This is a genomic window from Psychrobacter sp. CX18 (assembly GCF_057396215.1).
Genome location: NZ_JBXYJH010000007.1, coordinates 101,991 through 118,234 on the forward strand (window position 1 = coordinate 101,991; position 16,244 = coordinate 118,234).

Annotated in this window: 13 protein-coding genes; 2 read left to right on the top strand and 11 right to left on the bottom strand. The window is 41.8% G+C overall.

Annotation, left to right across the window (positions count from 1 at the left end; all coding sequences use genetic code 11):
* The first annotated feature begins 331 nt into the window (after positions 1-331).
* Entirely contained in the window at positions 332-3,502 is a 3,171-nt protein-coding gene (gene mutS, locus AC2SLT_RS07525) for a DNA mismatch repair protein MutS (protein WP_486547038.1), read from the top strand.
* Positions 3,503-3,732: 230 nt separating this feature from the next.
* Entirely contained in the window at positions 3,733-4,056 is a 324-nt protein-coding gene (gene fdxA / locus AC2SLT_RS07530; RefSeq protein ID WP_486547039.1) for a ferredoxin FdxA, read from the top strand.
* Positions 4,057-4,302: 246 nt separating this feature from the next.
* Here fdxA and AC2SLT_RS07535 read toward each other — a convergent pair whose 3' ends face one another.
* The 11 genes from AC2SLT_RS07535 to AC2SLT_RS07585 form a co-directional block, all read right to left on the bottom strand.
* Positions 4,303-4,725: a pilin gene (locus AC2SLT_RS07535; protein WP_486547040.1), complete on the bottom strand. Its 423-nt coding sequence runs from the start codon at positions 4,723-4,725 to the stop codon at positions 4,303-4,305.
* A 200-nt stretch (positions 4,726-4,925) separates the two neighbouring features.
* Positions 4,926-5,573 carry a type IV pilin protein gene (locus AC2SLT_RS07540; RefSeq protein WP_486547041.1) on the bottom strand — a complete coding sequence of 216 codons (648 nt, stop codon included), beginning with the start codon at positions 5,571-5,573 and terminating at the stop codon, positions 4,926-4,928.
* Between the two features lie 3 nt (positions 5,574-5,576).
* Complete coding sequence (locus AC2SLT_RS07545; RefSeq protein WP_486547042.1) at positions 5,577-6,557, bottom strand: pilus assembly PilX family protein; 981 nt, start codon at positions 6,555-6,557, stop codon at positions 5,577-5,579.
* On the bottom strand, positions 6,554-7,597 hold the full coding sequence (locus AC2SLT_RS07550) for a PilW family protein (protein WP_486547043.1): 1,044 nt from the start codon (positions 7,595-7,597) through the stop codon (positions 6,554-6,556). The genes AC2SLT_RS07545 and AC2SLT_RS07550 overlap by 4 nt, the downstream gene beginning before the upstream one ends.
* Entirely contained in the window at positions 7,594-8,157 is a 564-nt protein-coding gene (locus AC2SLT_RS07555) for a type IV pilus modification PilV family protein (protein WP_486547044.1), read from the bottom strand. The genes AC2SLT_RS07550 and AC2SLT_RS07555 overlap by 4 nt, the downstream gene beginning before the upstream one ends.
* An 81-nt stretch (positions 8,158-8,238) precedes the next feature.
* Positions 8,239-8,772 carry a type IV pilin protein gene (locus tag AC2SLT_RS07560; RefSeq protein ID WP_486547045.1) on the bottom strand — a complete coding sequence of 178 codons (534 nt, stop codon included), beginning with the start codon at positions 8,770-8,772 and terminating at the stop codon, positions 8,239-8,241.
* A 129-nt stretch (positions 8,773-8,901) separates the two neighbouring features.
* On the bottom strand, positions 8,902-9,924 hold the full coding sequence (locus tag AC2SLT_RS07565) for a ComF family protein (RefSeq protein ID WP_486547046.1): 1,023 nt from the start codon (positions 9,922-9,924) through the stop codon (positions 8,902-8,904).
* 144 nt (positions 9,925-10,068) lie between these two features.
* The gene (locus tag AC2SLT_RS07570) at positions 10,069-11,394 is read right to left on the bottom strand and encodes a phospholipase A (RefSeq protein WP_486547047.1); all 1,326 of its coding nucleotides are present in this window, start codon (positions 11,392-11,394) and stop codon (positions 10,069-10,071) included.
* A 169-nt stretch (positions 11,395-11,563) separates the two neighbouring features.
* Positions 11,564-12,151 (bottom strand): DUF3465 domain-containing protein, encoded by a 588-nt coding sequence (locus AC2SLT_RS07575; protein WP_486547048.1) that lies wholly within the window; start codon positions 12,149-12,151, stop codon positions 11,564-11,566.
* Between the two features lie 223 nt (positions 12,152-12,374).
* Entirely contained in the window at positions 12,375-14,750 is a 2,376-nt protein-coding gene (locus AC2SLT_RS07580; protein ID WP_486547049.1) for a protein-disulfide reductase DsbD family protein, read from the bottom strand.
* A gap of 97 nt (positions 14,751-14,847) precedes the next feature.
* On the bottom strand, positions 14,848-15,897 hold the full coding sequence (locus AC2SLT_RS07585; protein WP_486547050.1) for a hypothetical protein: 1,050 nt from the start codon (positions 15,895-15,897) through the stop codon (positions 14,848-14,850).
* Positions 15,898-16,244: the final 347 nt, after the last annotated feature.

Sequence of the window (16,244 nt, forward strand, 5' to 3'; positions counted from 1 at the left end):
AATTTTTATTCCTAACATCCAATAATTAGGGTCTGTTTTATTATTAATCACGTTAACCCACGTTAGTAGCCCACGTTGGAGTATTCATGTAGTTCAAAAACCATCAAACGTTTCCGATATTGAGTCGCTATCCACATTTAAAGGGTTAAATTGACTTAACTGTCCTTATATATCAGCTTTTCTGTTCTTACCAAACTGTCATTTTAATCGGGCATTCCCATTGTCTAGTATGCTATCAATGAATAACAGAATAAATACCGTCGTCAATTAATGGTAAAATAGCCTTTCCATATCCTCTAGACCCTCGTTTTTATTGTGATTTACCCCTATTATGTCTGATATCGAAAGTAACGCTCAAATCCTGACTATCAATGGCACCCAGTATGATCTAAACAACCATACGCCCATGATGGTGCAATACCTGACCTTAAAAGCCCAATACCCGCATGCCCTACTACTATATCGTATGGGTGACTTCTATGAGCTTTTTTTTGAAGATGCTTACCGCGCTGCTGAAATTTTAGACATTACATTGACCCGTCGTGGTAATGATAAAGCGGGCAATAATATTGCGATGGCTGGTGTGCCCTTTCATGCTGCTGAAAGCTATATGGCAAGACTGATTGCCGCAGGCCAAACAGTGGTAATCTGTGAACAAGTAGAAGACACAGCCGAAGCAAGCTCAAATAATGATGCCTCTACCAACTCAGTGTCTGAAAAAACAGCCTCTGCAAAAGGTATCATGCGTCGCGAAGTGGTTAAGACACTGACTGCCGGCACCTTAACGGATGATGCGTTAATTGCCCCAAATCAAACGCCAAGCGTGGTCTCTATTGACTTGCATCTAGGCAAAAACATTCACAATCCTACCTTAAACCAAGCCAGTAAATGGCAAGTGGGTGTCAGTCAACTTGACTTAAATGCAGGCACCATTCGCACCCAAACTATCAATTTAGATACGGTTATTAAACAAGGCAATGTTGTTAAACAAGAAAATGAAGGCGATACTGTTCCGTCCCACTCTATCGATTACGAATCACTACTAAAACAACGTCTGATGACGGTACTTACCCGCTTTACGCCGAGTGAAGTCATTATCGCAGAAACAGTCTCAGACGACTGGAGGCATTGGCTACAAGATACCCTGTATTGCCCTGTTATTAGTGTTGCGGCAAGTGACTTTCATCCTCAACACGCTGCCACTACTGTGTGCCGACAGTTTAATGTCCAAACCTTAGAAGGTTTAGGTATTGCCGATAGCATTGTCTCTCAGACCAGTAGCGCCGCCTTGATTCATTATGCGCAGCAAACTCAGCAGCGTCATACGCCGCAATTGACAGAGTTAATTGTTGAGCGCGATGAAGACTACTTAATTATCGATGATATCAGTAGCCGTAACCTTGAGTTATTTAGCCCCGTTAGCGCTACCGGCACCAGCTTATTGAGTGTGGTCAATCAATGCCAAACCCCTATGGGCAAACGATTGCTGTCCAATCAACTAAAGCGGCCGCTGCGACTGATGTACGCCTGCGATACATTAAATGCACGGTTAGATGCCACTCAATGGCTCATCGAGCAGCCGTCGCATTCTCATTTATCAGAACTCATGCAGGAGGCCTTGCAAGGCATCTCTGACATTGAGCGTATCAGTAGCCGCATCGGTCTCCACAGTGCCAAACCGCGTGATCTAAGACGGCTTGCAGACAGTATTCGCTGCAGTGAACAATTAGCGATTATTTTACAATCTCATGGACTTGACCCTGAAAGTTCGGGGCTTTTAGCACAGTTAACACGGCACTTGCCTGTGCATCTTGAACCGCTACTTGATATCGCCAAATTGATTGAGACCGCGATAGTGGCAGAGCCGCCCTCTCATATTCGCGAAGGCGGTATGATTGCCACCGGTTACGATGAAGCGTTCGATCGTCTCGTACACTTGCATGACAATATTCAAGAAACACTCGACAATATGGCAGAAGAGGCACGCCAAGAATATGGGTTGAACAGCCTTAAAGTCGGATTTAACAAAGTTAGTGGCTTTTATTTTGAGTTACCTAAAGGTCAGGCCAGCACAGCGCCCGATGTCTTTATCCGCAGGCAAACTTTAAAAAATAGCGAGCGCTTTATTACTGAGCCTCTTAAAAACCTTGAAGTGGACTACTTACAAGCTCAAACCAACGCTCTGGCTCGTGAAAAGGCTTTGTATCAAGCGTTACTAGTGGCATTAAGCGAGAAGCTTAGCGATTTGCAACAGTTAAGCGCTGCCGTTGCCCAACTTGATGTCCTTTTAAACTGGGCGGTACTGGCGACAGAGAACCATTGGGTACGTCCTCATCTGGACCCTGATGCCAGCTATGTTGATATAAAAGACGGGCGGCACTTGGTTGTTGAAGCGATGAGCCAGCCTAAAGCGAATAATAGCAAGCCTACTAATACGGTAACGTCTGTTCAACATTTCGTCGCCAATGATTGTCAATTAGGCACCCAAACACATCCTGAGCGTTTGTTACTGATTACGGGTCCCAACATGGGCGGTAAATCGACCTATATGCGTCAAACTGCTTTAATTGTGTTGTTGGCCTGTTGCGGCAGCTTTGTACCTGCCAGCACAGCCCATATCGGTGATATAGACCGTATCTTTACCCGTATTGGGTCTGCAGATGATTTGGCGGGCGGTAAATCCACCTTTATGGTAGAGATGATTGAAACGGCGCAAATATTAAACTTAGCGACAAACCGCTCACTGGTATTGATGGATGAAGTCGGCCGCGGTACATCAACGACTGATGGTCTTGCTATTGCCCATGCTTGTGCGGTTCAACTTTGCAATATGGGCAGCTTAACGTTATTTGCAACCCACTACTTTGAGCTCACTGAGCTTAGCCGGCAAACACAGCTTTCCTCTAAACTTAGTAATGTCCACGTAGCAGCGAGCAGTGTAGACGGTCAATTATTGCTACTTCACAAAATCAAACCAGGCGCGGCAAGCTCAAGCTTTGGACTCCATGTGGCCAAAATGGCAGGTATTCCACAACCTGTATTACAAGCCGCGGAGCACTATTTAAGTCAACAAAAGCTGCTAAGCCAGTCTGCCCAGTCGCCACAAACGTCAGTCAATGACGGTCATGAATCATCCGAAACGGCTATTGATGACAGCAAATCTAATAGCGATAAGTATAAAAATGATAAGTCTAATAAGGGTGAGACCGCTAAGTCCAATAATGCTAAATTAGATAAAGCTTATGCAAATGATGACCATAGTCAATATTTAACCCCTTCATCTGAGGTGCAGCAGTCCTCGCAGACCTACTTAAACGCCGAGCAATATTTGGATTTGATGGCAGATAATAGTAGCGATACACCCACTACCATTACGCCTAACCCACTCAATACTAAGGCTAAAGGGATTATTGATAGGCTCAATGAGGTACATCCAGATGAATTAACACCGAAACAAGCACTCGACTTAATCTATGAGCTCAAACAAAGTGTAAAAGACTGACTGAAGCGAATTTGTGAAATAAGTGTTAACAGGGTAAAATATCTCCCTCAAATAAATCTTATCCTTCATCTCAACTCTAACTTACTTATCTTGAATGAGCTTGCCATTTAGCCAATGCTAGTCGTTATACGGGTTTTGCTATAACGCCAATCAAAGGTTATGACAAATAAAACTAGCTCGCCAACATGGATAAACATGCCACAAGATAACTTTTATAAAGGTAGCTCGCTATGACATTTGTTGTCACTGAAAATTGCATCCGCTGCAAATACACCGATTGTGTTGAAGTCTGCCCTGTGGACTGCTTTTATGAAGGGCCTAACTTTTTGGTCATTCATCCTGATGAATGTATTGACTGTGCTTTGTGTGAGCCTGAGTGCCCAGCCAATGCAATTTTTTCTGAAGATGAGGTGCCGAAAGGGCAAGAGGAGTTTATCGAGCTCAATGCTGAGTTAGCAGAAGAATGGCCCAATATCACTGAAATGCACGATCAACTGCCTGATGCTGAGAAGTGGGATGGCGTTGAAGGTAAGATTCAATACTTAGAGCGTTAAGGTTATATTAGGCAACTTATTGCCAAATTCTATGATTGGATCTATCGTTTTCTTTGATAGTTTTATAATTTCGATAATATGAGTTATCTACAAGTTAGTTTCTAACAATCTGGTAAATAAAAAGCGACCTTTTGGTCGCTTTTTTACTTATTGGTGTATCCTGCCTGCTCAATTGTGTCGTATTTACACCAAATTTAAATGAGTGAAGTGTTCCAGTATATTTCTCTCGAGCATATTTTAATACGATTAACTGATTGGCTTCGCCTCACAATTAAGAATATCGCCCATCGAACAAACAATACTTGCTCTACTGTCATTAACAGGTTTTTTAATAACCCCGGTGATTGTTGACTCAATCGCCACTTCCGATGCTATATTGTCACTATTAGCTGCCACAGTCGTCGCGCCACTTGCATAGGTCAACGTTTCACAAGCAGATGCAGCCCTATCTAATAAAGGCTGAACGGTTGTATCGTCAAATTGTAATGTCGTGTCATTGTTGTCCATAAACACTTTGTTACTAAATGCTTTAGTTTCAGCCATACAGGCCGCTTCTGAAGATTTTTTAGTATAGTCTTGATAAGCTGGTATCGCGATTAACGCCAATGTACCGATAATAGCAACCACAACCATCAACTCAATTAAGGTAAAACCCTTTTGACTGTGCATAGCACATCCTTGTATGAAAATAAAAATAAAATAAATAAATAACAATCCAAAAAAAGCCTATAGCTTAATAATTATAAGAATTGACTTTAGTTATAGTAAAAAAACATAAGGATAGTAACACTTTTTTAATTGTATAATGCAACAAAATAAAATTTACTGATTGAGTCCGTGTTTTTAGTGTTTATCTATACACACACCAATCACCATGTCAAATCTTTTAGGCAGTAAATATCACTATCTAAGTCTGGGACTGCACTACCACTAGGATATCGGCAACGCCGGCCCTGACTGTCTAAATAATAGCTATCTGCAAACTGTGTTAAGGTATTCTCAGAATTTGGTGTTATTAGCATCCGCCAACCATTGCCGTTGGCGTATGAATGTATTAGCGAATAGAGACCGCTGGCATCTGCTAAAGTTATGAGATAGCGATGTTTTGATAAATTAGACGCATCGTTAAGCTTACTATTAGCACCTGTTTTAGCAATATTATTTGGTGTGTTAAATAAGATATCATTATTTACAGCACTTCCAATAGTCACCATTGGTTCTTGAGATGATGAATAATCATATCCTGCATATGTCAATCTTTTCGCCTTCCAACGTGACAGTTGACCACTAATCTGCAGCCCTTGCTGCTGCGCTTGGATTTGAATTTGGTTACGTGTATATTGCCGATAGCTGGGAATGGCAATCACTGTCAAAATGACCAATATTAGCGCTACTGTCACAAGCTCAATAAGGGTAAATCCTAATTGCAGAGAGGGTTGATGCGCACAGTTATTTTGATCTCTTACTCGGTAAGTTTTATGTTTATCATTAAGGGTTATTTTTAGTTGCTTACTCATCCTTTAGCCACCTGATTGCATTAGCAAATCGTTACTCTTTGGGAATATAAACCAATAATCCTTAGCTTGCACATTGTATGGTGTATAACTGCTATCTAAGCAAGCCAACTGACCCTGCGTTTCAATAGCGCCCTCCTTATCCATGCCTCTCAATTCATTCAGTGCTTGACTCGTTGTTATGGCCTCTGAATTAGCATTATGGATGGGCAGCTGCATACAGGCATCAATTTCATTGACGGTGACATGGCTTAAGCTGGGAATAAATGAGGTAACATATACTCGAATCAGAACAGGAAGCCTGTCATCAGTACTGGTTTGAAGCTCTAAACTTGCCAGTACTGAATTTGGTGGTGCTAAGCTTGACTGATCCAGTGTGAGTCGCACAAATGAGACTTGGGTGGCAACCACCTTACGATTACTAGTAAAGTGATTGATAGCGTTGTTTCTGATATTGCAATAGCCTTGACTATTTCTAACGCCCTTTGTTTGACTCATTATTCTGTGCACACCAGCACCGACATACAGACTCTTATGGACGGTTGGCTGGTAACAAATGACATATTCTGCTGTTGCTAATTCATCACCCTCTCTTGCTAAATAACCTATTGGGCCATTTATGGATACCAGCCCTGCTAACTGGCTAGGGTCTTGTATCGCCTTCTCAAAGTGAGCCAGCGGCACATCAGAAGCTTGGAATAAAAGCTGATTCACTTGTAAGGCGGTAGTCATATCTCCTGAGACTTGGGCACTTTTGATCGTCATCATACTGACTATTGATAATAATAAAATCATAAATAGCACTATCACCATAACCGCTCCATTCTGCTGGGCAGGATGTGTCATGAGTGGCACACTGCTACGCGGCGAGCTATGATCTAACGATTGGCTTTGTGGGTGTGATATTGTAGTGGCTAATAAGACCCGAGAGTTAGGGGTTTTTATACCTGTAGCGTTAACCGGTTTTCTAAAAGAAAGAGTTCTCAAAACACAGGTGCTCCATGTCTTAAATACACCACACTTTGTAAGGTACGCCGTACATAGCTGGGATGCTGCTGTTTTATAATGCGCTCAGTACCATTCACTTTGAACACAGAGGGGTGATCTTGCTCAGACTTTATCGAGTGATGACCACGACCAATAATGCCTAATTGAATAGCTACAATAGGCCAGTCGCTGTCACTACCTGAGCTATTTGGACTGCCTGAACTGCTTGAGTTTTGCGAAGACTTACTGGCAAGATAGCGTTCAATAGGTAAATAGGCCATACCGTGATCACTCCGAACCCCTAATTTCACTTCAAAATAATCCACCCGATTTATGAGAATGACCCCATTATCCCCAAAGTTGCTAATCCGTATGTTCTCAGTTGTCACACTATCGGCATCTGCCTCATCAGGCAGTACATATCGGCCGGCATCACAGGCCAACACGATAGCCAATGACTTAGTTTCGTTATCCGCTTTTTGTCGATCTGACCGCGTAAAAAAACGCTGTATCACCCTTTCACCCTGTATGACCGTACGCCCTTCACAATCAAATCCATCGTCAGCAGCTTGGTACTGTATGGTGAGCTGATCACTTTTCATTGGAGTCAATACATTGCTTGGGCCTGCTTGATTTCGAGTGAGAAGCTTTGCATCAATACCCCTTACACCTCTTAAATTACCTACCTTTACAAATTGTCCTGCTTCATTTATCTCTCCACTATTCTCAGAGCCTGTCAACACAATGCCAGTCCATGCACTTTGTTGAGTCATAGCAAGTGATGACCCTTGATTGGCCAGTGCAATATCCTTATTAAGAGAAGCCAAATTGTATATGGCAGTTTCTTGTACCTCTAAGGTTGAAAGCTGAATACGCTGGATATCTATACTATGGGAAAATAACTTGAAGGCTGCCGCGCTAATAACCAAACCTAAGCTTAGCGAGAGCATCAATTCTGCTAAGGTGAAGCCTTGCTGTTTTGGTACTGGCTTACGATAATTCGTTGTAGCAATATTTGTTGTAGTAGTTAAGGGGTTCAATAGGTTTCCCTATAGATACAATCTGCATCCTTTAGATAGGTGCCGTCCTGATAAAGGCACCCTAGATTTTCAGCGGTCGCGTCCGGCATCTCAGATGCAGTGGCATACCCTGCTAAGGTATTATTCCATGCAGCCACCAGACAACGGGTATTACCATAATTTGCAGTACCAGGACAGATGACCATACCCAACGTTATCCCTTGATTTTTAGCATATTGACGCAGCGCCACCACGTCATTTGTGACCGATTGAGCTGTGCTGCACCCCCCTATCGCTTCACAATCAGTAATTGACGGTAACGCTGATGCTGTCAAATGGGTTTGGTACTCACTCATATCTACCATATCATGATGCGCTCGCATCCGCTCTGCCGCTTCATCTAGAATAAGTAAAGCGCTTATACGTAGGTTGGTATCATTCATTGCGTTGAGTGAGCGTGCTTGCAACGCTGAGTAGCCTAATGCTGCTGTGGAAAGTAACAATAAGGCTATTAACACTTCTACCAAGCTAACCCCATGTTGGTTAAAGGTTGGACCTGAGTTATTGACAACTTTTAACACTATTGAGGGTCCTTTATATGGGGGAGAGACTTGTGGGAAAGCTTGAACGATATTTATCCTGACGTGAAATCTTATACTAGCCTAATCACACTGGATACGATGACATTCTATACCGTTATAATCCAAACTTAACTCACCATCATGTTCCATAACCGTGTCTTTCAATGGGGTTGCAATGATCTTCCAATGCGCTGAACCAATATGTTTATGGTCTAAGCTTATGGGTAAAATAGACACCGTGTATAACGCGTGTTCGATATTTGGAAAGGGTATGTCTCGGTAAGTGCTCAGTGGGTTTATAAGGTCAGTATTCAGGTTTTCATGTGGTAATTTGTTTTGCGATTTAGGATGCGAACTAAGTCCAGTATCAGCATTAATGGCTATGGTATGTTTATCTTTGAAGATATCGCTAAACTTTATTGACTCATAAGTCCCATAAATTAAGCTTTTAGCATGAATTTGAGTGGCAAGGTTTTGCAACTCCACCCTCATTTCGACTCGCTTGGTTTTAATAGAATACGCTTGATAACTTGGATAAATAATCGAAGATAACACACCGATCAATATCAGAGTACACATCAGCTCTATCAAACCATAACCTTGAGAGTTTCGCATATTATACCTTTTCTATGAGAACCTATCCTTTTCAAGCTCGGTCAGGCTCACTAAACCTACTATTTATAGCATTTGTTTTTGTTGCATTTGAACGTGCCTTTCTCGATTGATTAATTTTAAGATTTGGTCTTATTTTCCATGCGTAATACTAAAAGCAGAAACCTTAAGCTCAGGGTAGGCTTTAATTAACGTGCTGGCGAGTACATTTAAGGTGGCTCCGGTGGTCATGACATCATCGAATAACAGAATACGCTTTGATGGCGGTCGACAGCTAACAGTAAAGGCATTAACAATATTTTTTTGACGCTCATGACGATCTAGCCCTTGCTGACTTCTAGCAGCATCTACCCGACTCACTCCTTTCCATACAGGTATCTCCCAATGCAGTGATAAATAATGCGCCAGAATGGAGACGGGATCAAAGCCACGTGTAGAAAGCCGATGACTGGTGGTTGGCATAGGCGCTATGACACTGTTATTTGCATGGCATCCTTGGGGCCTAGGTAGCTGGCGTAGAGCATGCACTAACACCGGTAAAGCATTCAATTGTTCACGATACTTAAAGGCGATGATGGCATCCCGTAAGTAACTCGTGTGCGCTGCTATCGGTTGTATCACCAAAGTTGTGATGATTCCCTTTCTAGTATATAACCTATCTTTGTCAGGTTCATTGACCCTAATAGTTGTAGCGTTTGCACTCATTTTACTTGATAGATTAATTTCTAGATTAGGGTTTATATTTGCCTGCGTTGTCGCAACCTTTGATGTATTACTAAGCGATTTATTACTAAGTGATTTATTACTAAGTGATTTATTACTAAGTGATGTTTTATTTAGTGATGGGTGCTCAAGTAAAGTTTGCTCAATTATTGAGGGTAACCATGTAATATCATCATGGCAGGCTTGGCACACGAAGGGCGAAAAAAAAGAGTACTCCGCATGAGAGTACTCTTTTTTAGGTATGGTTTTCTTAATTAAGCCATTATCATATGATGTGCGATCAAGCAACGTATCGCTAGCCTTAATCGCACCCGTTCCAGTTGCATTAATCTGGCACACACAGCATCGTTTTTGTAAATACTGTACCCGCCACATGCCTAAATGATAAAATGCGGGTACTAAATTTTGTACGCTCTGCCTAATAAGTTTCAATTAGATATCAAGTCCTTTTGTCTTTAGCGTCCTATTAACGCCCTATCAAGTCTCATTGACCGCCAAATTATGTATTTTCCACAACAACCATCTGCGGTTTAAAGCTTAGTCTAATATGGCATTGATTATACGATAGAAAAAAGATTATAAACCTTTCCAGTCACTAAGAGATAAACCTACCCCCACTGCGGTCGTTTCATCATTATAGTCAATGATGGACTCCCCATAACCGTGGAAGATTTGAATAAAGGCTTCTAAGTCTCGGGTTAATGGATGTGTATAATCTAACTGAATAGCCCCTTTATCGGTGTCAAAATTATAACGTCCCGTTGCTGATAAAGTCTCCCCTTTGCCAAAATTATACAAGGCGACTACCTCACCATGTCCATAATAGTCAGTGATATCTGGATTATCACTAGGGGTTGAATCCGATTCATTCTTAACATGAGTCCAAATTTTAGGAATAACTGATAATTTACCCCACTCAGCACCACCCATCAGGTAAATGCGGTTCCATGACCGCGACAAGGGATCTGATTGTCCATTTGAGTGGTGAACGGCACCCGCACCTAGCATACGCAATCGACCATTAAAGGGTAGTTTAGCGGTCACCGGCTGAGTAATAAATATCTCTGGCATGTAATCTGTCGCCCTAAAAGGACGAGAGTTGTCTTCGTTATAGACCTGCCAATGCATTTGTTGTGTATAACCAAACCAAACATCAGCATTGGTATCAAACAGGTCTTCCGCTACTTTAGTTTTTAAAGATATCTGAGCTTTCAGCTCTAATGGTTCATACTCTTCTTTGGTATAAGGGTATTCTTCTTGAGTCGGTGTATGAGGAGAACGATTTGGATCAAAATGAGCAAAGGCTGGCAGTAAATAGATAGGATTATGCGGCCTTACCGTCCATGTTCCCTGTTCGCTATTTTCATCAAGGTCATAAGCGAGGCTCAGGGTCGTATAAGGAGAAAAGTCCTCAACTGTGACACCAGCTTGAGCCAGTTTTTGGTTACCCGCTTCAGTAGGCGCACCAGGAGCCAATTGCTGCTGCTCAGTCAGATTTTCGGTATCATCAGCATATACTGCTGTAGGGCGTAGACCCGTGAATGATGCCTTGACAGATTTCGTAATATCTATCGGCGTTTTTTTGCGACCTACGGTCACCTCTTGACCAAGAGTGACTTTGTCATAACATGCCAAGCGTGCGGCACCTAGCTTCAGCTCAGTACATTTCATAAAATCATCAATAGCGGGAGCTGAAGGTAGTTGGTTATCCACTGCCGTCATTGAATCAACTGCTTCTGTAGTGTCCTCCGCATGAGCTGAGGTCGTCATCAGCACAGGTAGAGCACCTATTGAACTTACGGATATAATTGAAGCTGCTAAAAAACTAACTTTAGAAGTCATCTTAGATGCGGTTTTATAAGGGACTTTAAGAAGATGTGTATGAGTCCGCAATATGGTCATGCCTATTCCTGATCTATTTTTAAAGACTTTATTATACTATTAAAAACGACTTAACGATAAGGATAATAGTTAAATAAAAACAAAAAAATGATTTTCCACGTTCATTGTAGTGTTTGGATAGTTCTAAGAGATAACGTAAACAGTCATGAATTGCCATTACCTGTCCGTTTTATCCAAATCGCTTACCCTTGTGCTCAAGCCAACCGTTTTGATGTCGAGCAGCTGGATCATGGTGCGTCCAATGTATGATACCGCCTTGGGGATTATATTCATACTCACCATAAAACAGCACCTGATCGCCTGTAAGCAGGTTAAGAATTTTGGGAGCTAAGTCAATATTATGTGCAATAAGGACAGTATGCTCAGGTGTCGTACCGTCAAGTTGGACGATAAAGCGTTGATGGCGGCTGCCTTCATTATCATCTGCTAATACTACTTTTACTGTTCCACAGCCCTTCACCTGTACCGATGAGGACTGGGCTTGAAAGGCGTCAACTATCAGGCTATTACGACAGGAGATGGGTAGTGAGACTTTACCTATGACGTCACTATCAGAAGTCAGACTTGGACTATCAGGTATATTTTGGCTATTAGGAATAATATCTTCAGAACTAATGACCGAAGTTTTTGCCTCTATTTTTCCTAATACTGGGATTTCAGAGGACTGCTGTTCACAGCCTGTCATTATTAAGGCTAATGGCAAAGGAAGTAGTAAAGCAAGGGCTTTAACTTGATTACATATGCTTATAGAGCTCATGGCTATTTCTCAGTTTTATTAAATAGAAGCTGCCATACACCTCAGATTCGAATCAATAATATAGTGTAAAGCTATGTCATTATCAAGCAATATTCGACTTTTGTCACCTTTACTAGACTGCTGTCTCTATCAGCTATTATTCAAACTATACAGACAAATTAAAGAGTAAAGTAAAGCCCCTCCTTCTTTGAGGGCGAAAGATTAAACATACCCTACATTGATATTAAAGCCGTTCAAGAGTTTGCTCAAATTCACCACGCTCGATTGTCCCGACTTGCTGCAACACCAGTTTTCCATCCACAAAGTAAAGTAAAGCTGGAGGACCAAATAAACGTAACTCAGATAAGATACGTGCTGACGCTTCATTAGATTCTGTGACATCCAAACGTACGAATTGCCATTGTTGCATGTCTGCCGGACGGTTGGTAAATAACGTCTTATCCATGATACGACATTCAATACACCACTCTGCGGTGACATCCACCAATACTTTTTGATTATTTTCAATGATAGGTATCAAAGCATCCATCGTATTTATGTGGATATCTGAGGCTGAGGCACTCTCCTGATTGGTAGGATTAGAAGTAGCCGCTTGGTTAATATTTAAACCGTTTGGCTGATGGAATACACGTAAAGGTTGCCAGGTATCTTCGCTTCCTGCAGCAGCACCGATCAAAGTAACCGTCGACCAAATCGCTAATACAACGGCGAATGGCTTTGTGAATAACTGACCCCGACCCAACCAATGCCAAGCCCATACTGCTACTACCATAAACCAAATTGACCACAGCATCAGCATCATAGGGCTGATGAGTACCCGTTCAACCAGTAATAAAGAAACGGCAAACAGCATTAACGCAAAGCCTTGTTTGACCCAGTTCATCCACTCACCAGCTTTCGGCATTAAGTTGCCTTGACTCACACCTAGCAACATTAAAGGCGCGGATAATCCAAAGCCCAACATAAATAGCGCTGCAAACCCCAATAAGGGGTTGCCAATGGTAGACACGGCTAATAACGCCCCGAATAAGGGAGCAGACACGCATGGTGACACCACTAACGCTGACAATAAGCCTGCAATAAAGCTACCTACTGTACTACCGAGATACCTATCCCCTGCCTGACTCATCTTACTGGTTTTTTGCTTGATTGCATTGGGCACCCCGACAGTTATCACATCGAGCATATATAATGCTAATACCACAAATATGGCCGCAAAGCCCAGTAATATAATTGGGTTTTGTAACCAACCAATAATACCTAACTGCTGACCAAATACGGCAATAATGGCACCTAATATCCCATAAGCAACTGCAACGCCTAGCGCATAACTGCCACTTAGCATCAACCCTTTTTTGGCCGTTGGGGTGTGTTGCCGCGCTACAATATTACTAACAATGGGTAGCATAGGCAGCACACAGGGGGTAAAAGCTAGCCCCAAGCCTGCCAAAAATAATAACGCTAAGGCAAGCCAAGGATGCTCTGCCAGACCAAAGGGATCTTGGTCGACAACCCCTTCAGAACTTAACGGCAAGCCAGCATTATTTTTAGCTGCTTGACTTGTACTCAGTGCTGAGCTTTGCTCAAAACGACCCTGATCAAAGCCTGACCCGTCATCAATACCTGTTAACCCTGAAGCATCAGCAGTTGTTGTTAATTCAGAATCACTGGTTGAATCAGTTGCCTCGGCACTCGTTAGTGTCGTTTCATTGGCATTGTCGGTAGTATTGTTATTGTCATTAGTATTGTCATTAGTATTGGCTTTTGAATTGGAGTTATTCCCGCCTGCGATTGAACTGGCTGTACCCGTTTTTACCGTCTCTTCTGTTTTATTATTTTGAGATTGAGCGACGGTTTTTGGATTATTTTGGTTAATTTGTTGATTGCTGGGTTGCTTGCTTTGTTGATTAATGGATTGTTTGGTTTGTTGTTTGCTGGGCGTCGTTTCAGATTGGTTTTTCTTTTGTTCACCGGCTTTGGGGGTGTTAGCGGGAGCGAGTTGAATACTTAACACTTCTGTTTGTGGTGGATAACAGAGTCCTGCAACCGCACACCCTTGCCAAGAAACAGTGATATTTTGCTTTACGGGGACAGAAGTAGTATTGGTTAAAACCGCCGTTGCCGTCACATTCGGTTGTCTAAACACATTGACGGTACCAAAATTTGGATCATCAATTGTTTGAGCGGAATGAGAGAATTTTAAGGGGCTCGCTGTTACTCCATCGGGCAGCTTTAATTTTAATTTATCTTTATACAGATAATGCTTAGGCGTAATATTTAGCGAAATAGTCAGCTTATTTCCATTTTGAACAGGCTCAACTGAAAACGCTTGCTCTACTGGTAAGAATTTCTTTTGCCCAGACTGCTCGACACTGTCACCAAACAAATCACCGAGGCCTGCCGCATTAGCCTGATTGACACCGGCTATCTCTAATCCCACGCCTATACTTAAAGGGAGTGACAAAGAAAAAGACAATACTAGTGGCACTGCAAGTAGCTTTTGAGGGAGACGACGTTGACCGAAAGCTTTGAATTTTTGAACCACACGCGTGGTGGTTTTTTTATCCATCGGTTCTTGATTGTTATTTGCGTATTTCATCAAAACACTTCACAGAAAAATAACTAAGCCTTAGAAGGCAAAGTAAATTTAAAAACGTTTAAAGTTACCATATTCAACGGTAATATCAATCCAGATGCTAATCTTTTTTAGACCCGTCAGAGTTGCCAGCAACTTGGTTCAAATTTAGCATATCAGGCATTTCTGGCATTATACCGCGATTTAATAAGGCGTCTAGATGGGCTATCTGCTGCTTTTTATCAAACTCATTAACTTCAGCAATCAACATTTTTTCAATATATTTATCCAACTGATAACAGCTTAAACGCGCGCATAAGACGGCCAATTGGTATATACGACGTTTACAATGTACATCGACACTGTGTAGTAATCGCACCATTTTAGCCGTTTCTAAAGAGGCATAATTATAATTGGGAACTGTATTTTCTGGCAAAGGGGTGACCCCATACGAGATTGATAAATGCGCAAAGTAATAACAGCAAAATAGGTACCCCAAAACATGACCAATAAAATAAGCCCGATCATAGGTATAGCTCATCACACCAAAGTGACCTAACACATAGCTGTTGAGACTGGCTTGATCAGCAATAGTATTTTTATCACGTAAGCGGCCGACCGTCGGTAATTTTAAGTGGTTTTTATTAACCGATGTCAATTGCCAACCCACAGGCTGCTGCGCTGGCATGTGACGCACTATATCTGAAATAAGATCATCAACGATATGAAGCTGTTGCCACATCCGCTCATTGTTATCCAAGTCAACAATGCCACGTTGATCTAATGCTCTTGCCATTTGAAACTGTTGATACTCAACAAACTGCGGCTTTAACGCTTGTACCATATACGTCGGTCGTAGCGCAGGCTTTACCGTATAAAATATCTCAGTTCTTGCTAACTGATCGTTATACAGCTCTAGCCTTTGCTGCGCCACTTTTTCAAGCTCTTTGCTATTCACTGAGTTGTTAATAGGCAACGGCTCGATCTGATATAACGCCATTAATTCCGCTTTCGTATCTGGCATTGGCGCAGGCGCCTTTAAAGTTTCTTCAGCGGCAGCAGTCGTTTCGTCATTATTTTGTTTGGAAACATCAGGCACTTCAGTCGCTGCGCTATCTGTATCAGGAGTTTGTCTTTTTTTGACTGTAATGCTTACCGAAGGGTTTGCCATAATAGAACTCTAACTGTTAGTAATTACTATTATCATAGCATTATTGCAACGCCTTAGCATTATTAGCAAATAACTATATAACGACCCTATAACGACCTTATAACGACCTTATAACGACAATGATCTAACAATAATGAAATGATAATTAATAATTAATGAAAACTAAATAACTTTACGCTATATAAGCCCGATCTTGAAAAAGAGGAGTCACTCATATCTATAGGAGCTATATTTAGAAGCTATATTCCTTGAAAAATATAATTTGTCATTCGGTATAGTTTTAGAAGATGAACAGAACAGAACAGAACAGAACAGAACAGAACAGAACAGAACAGAACAGAACAGAA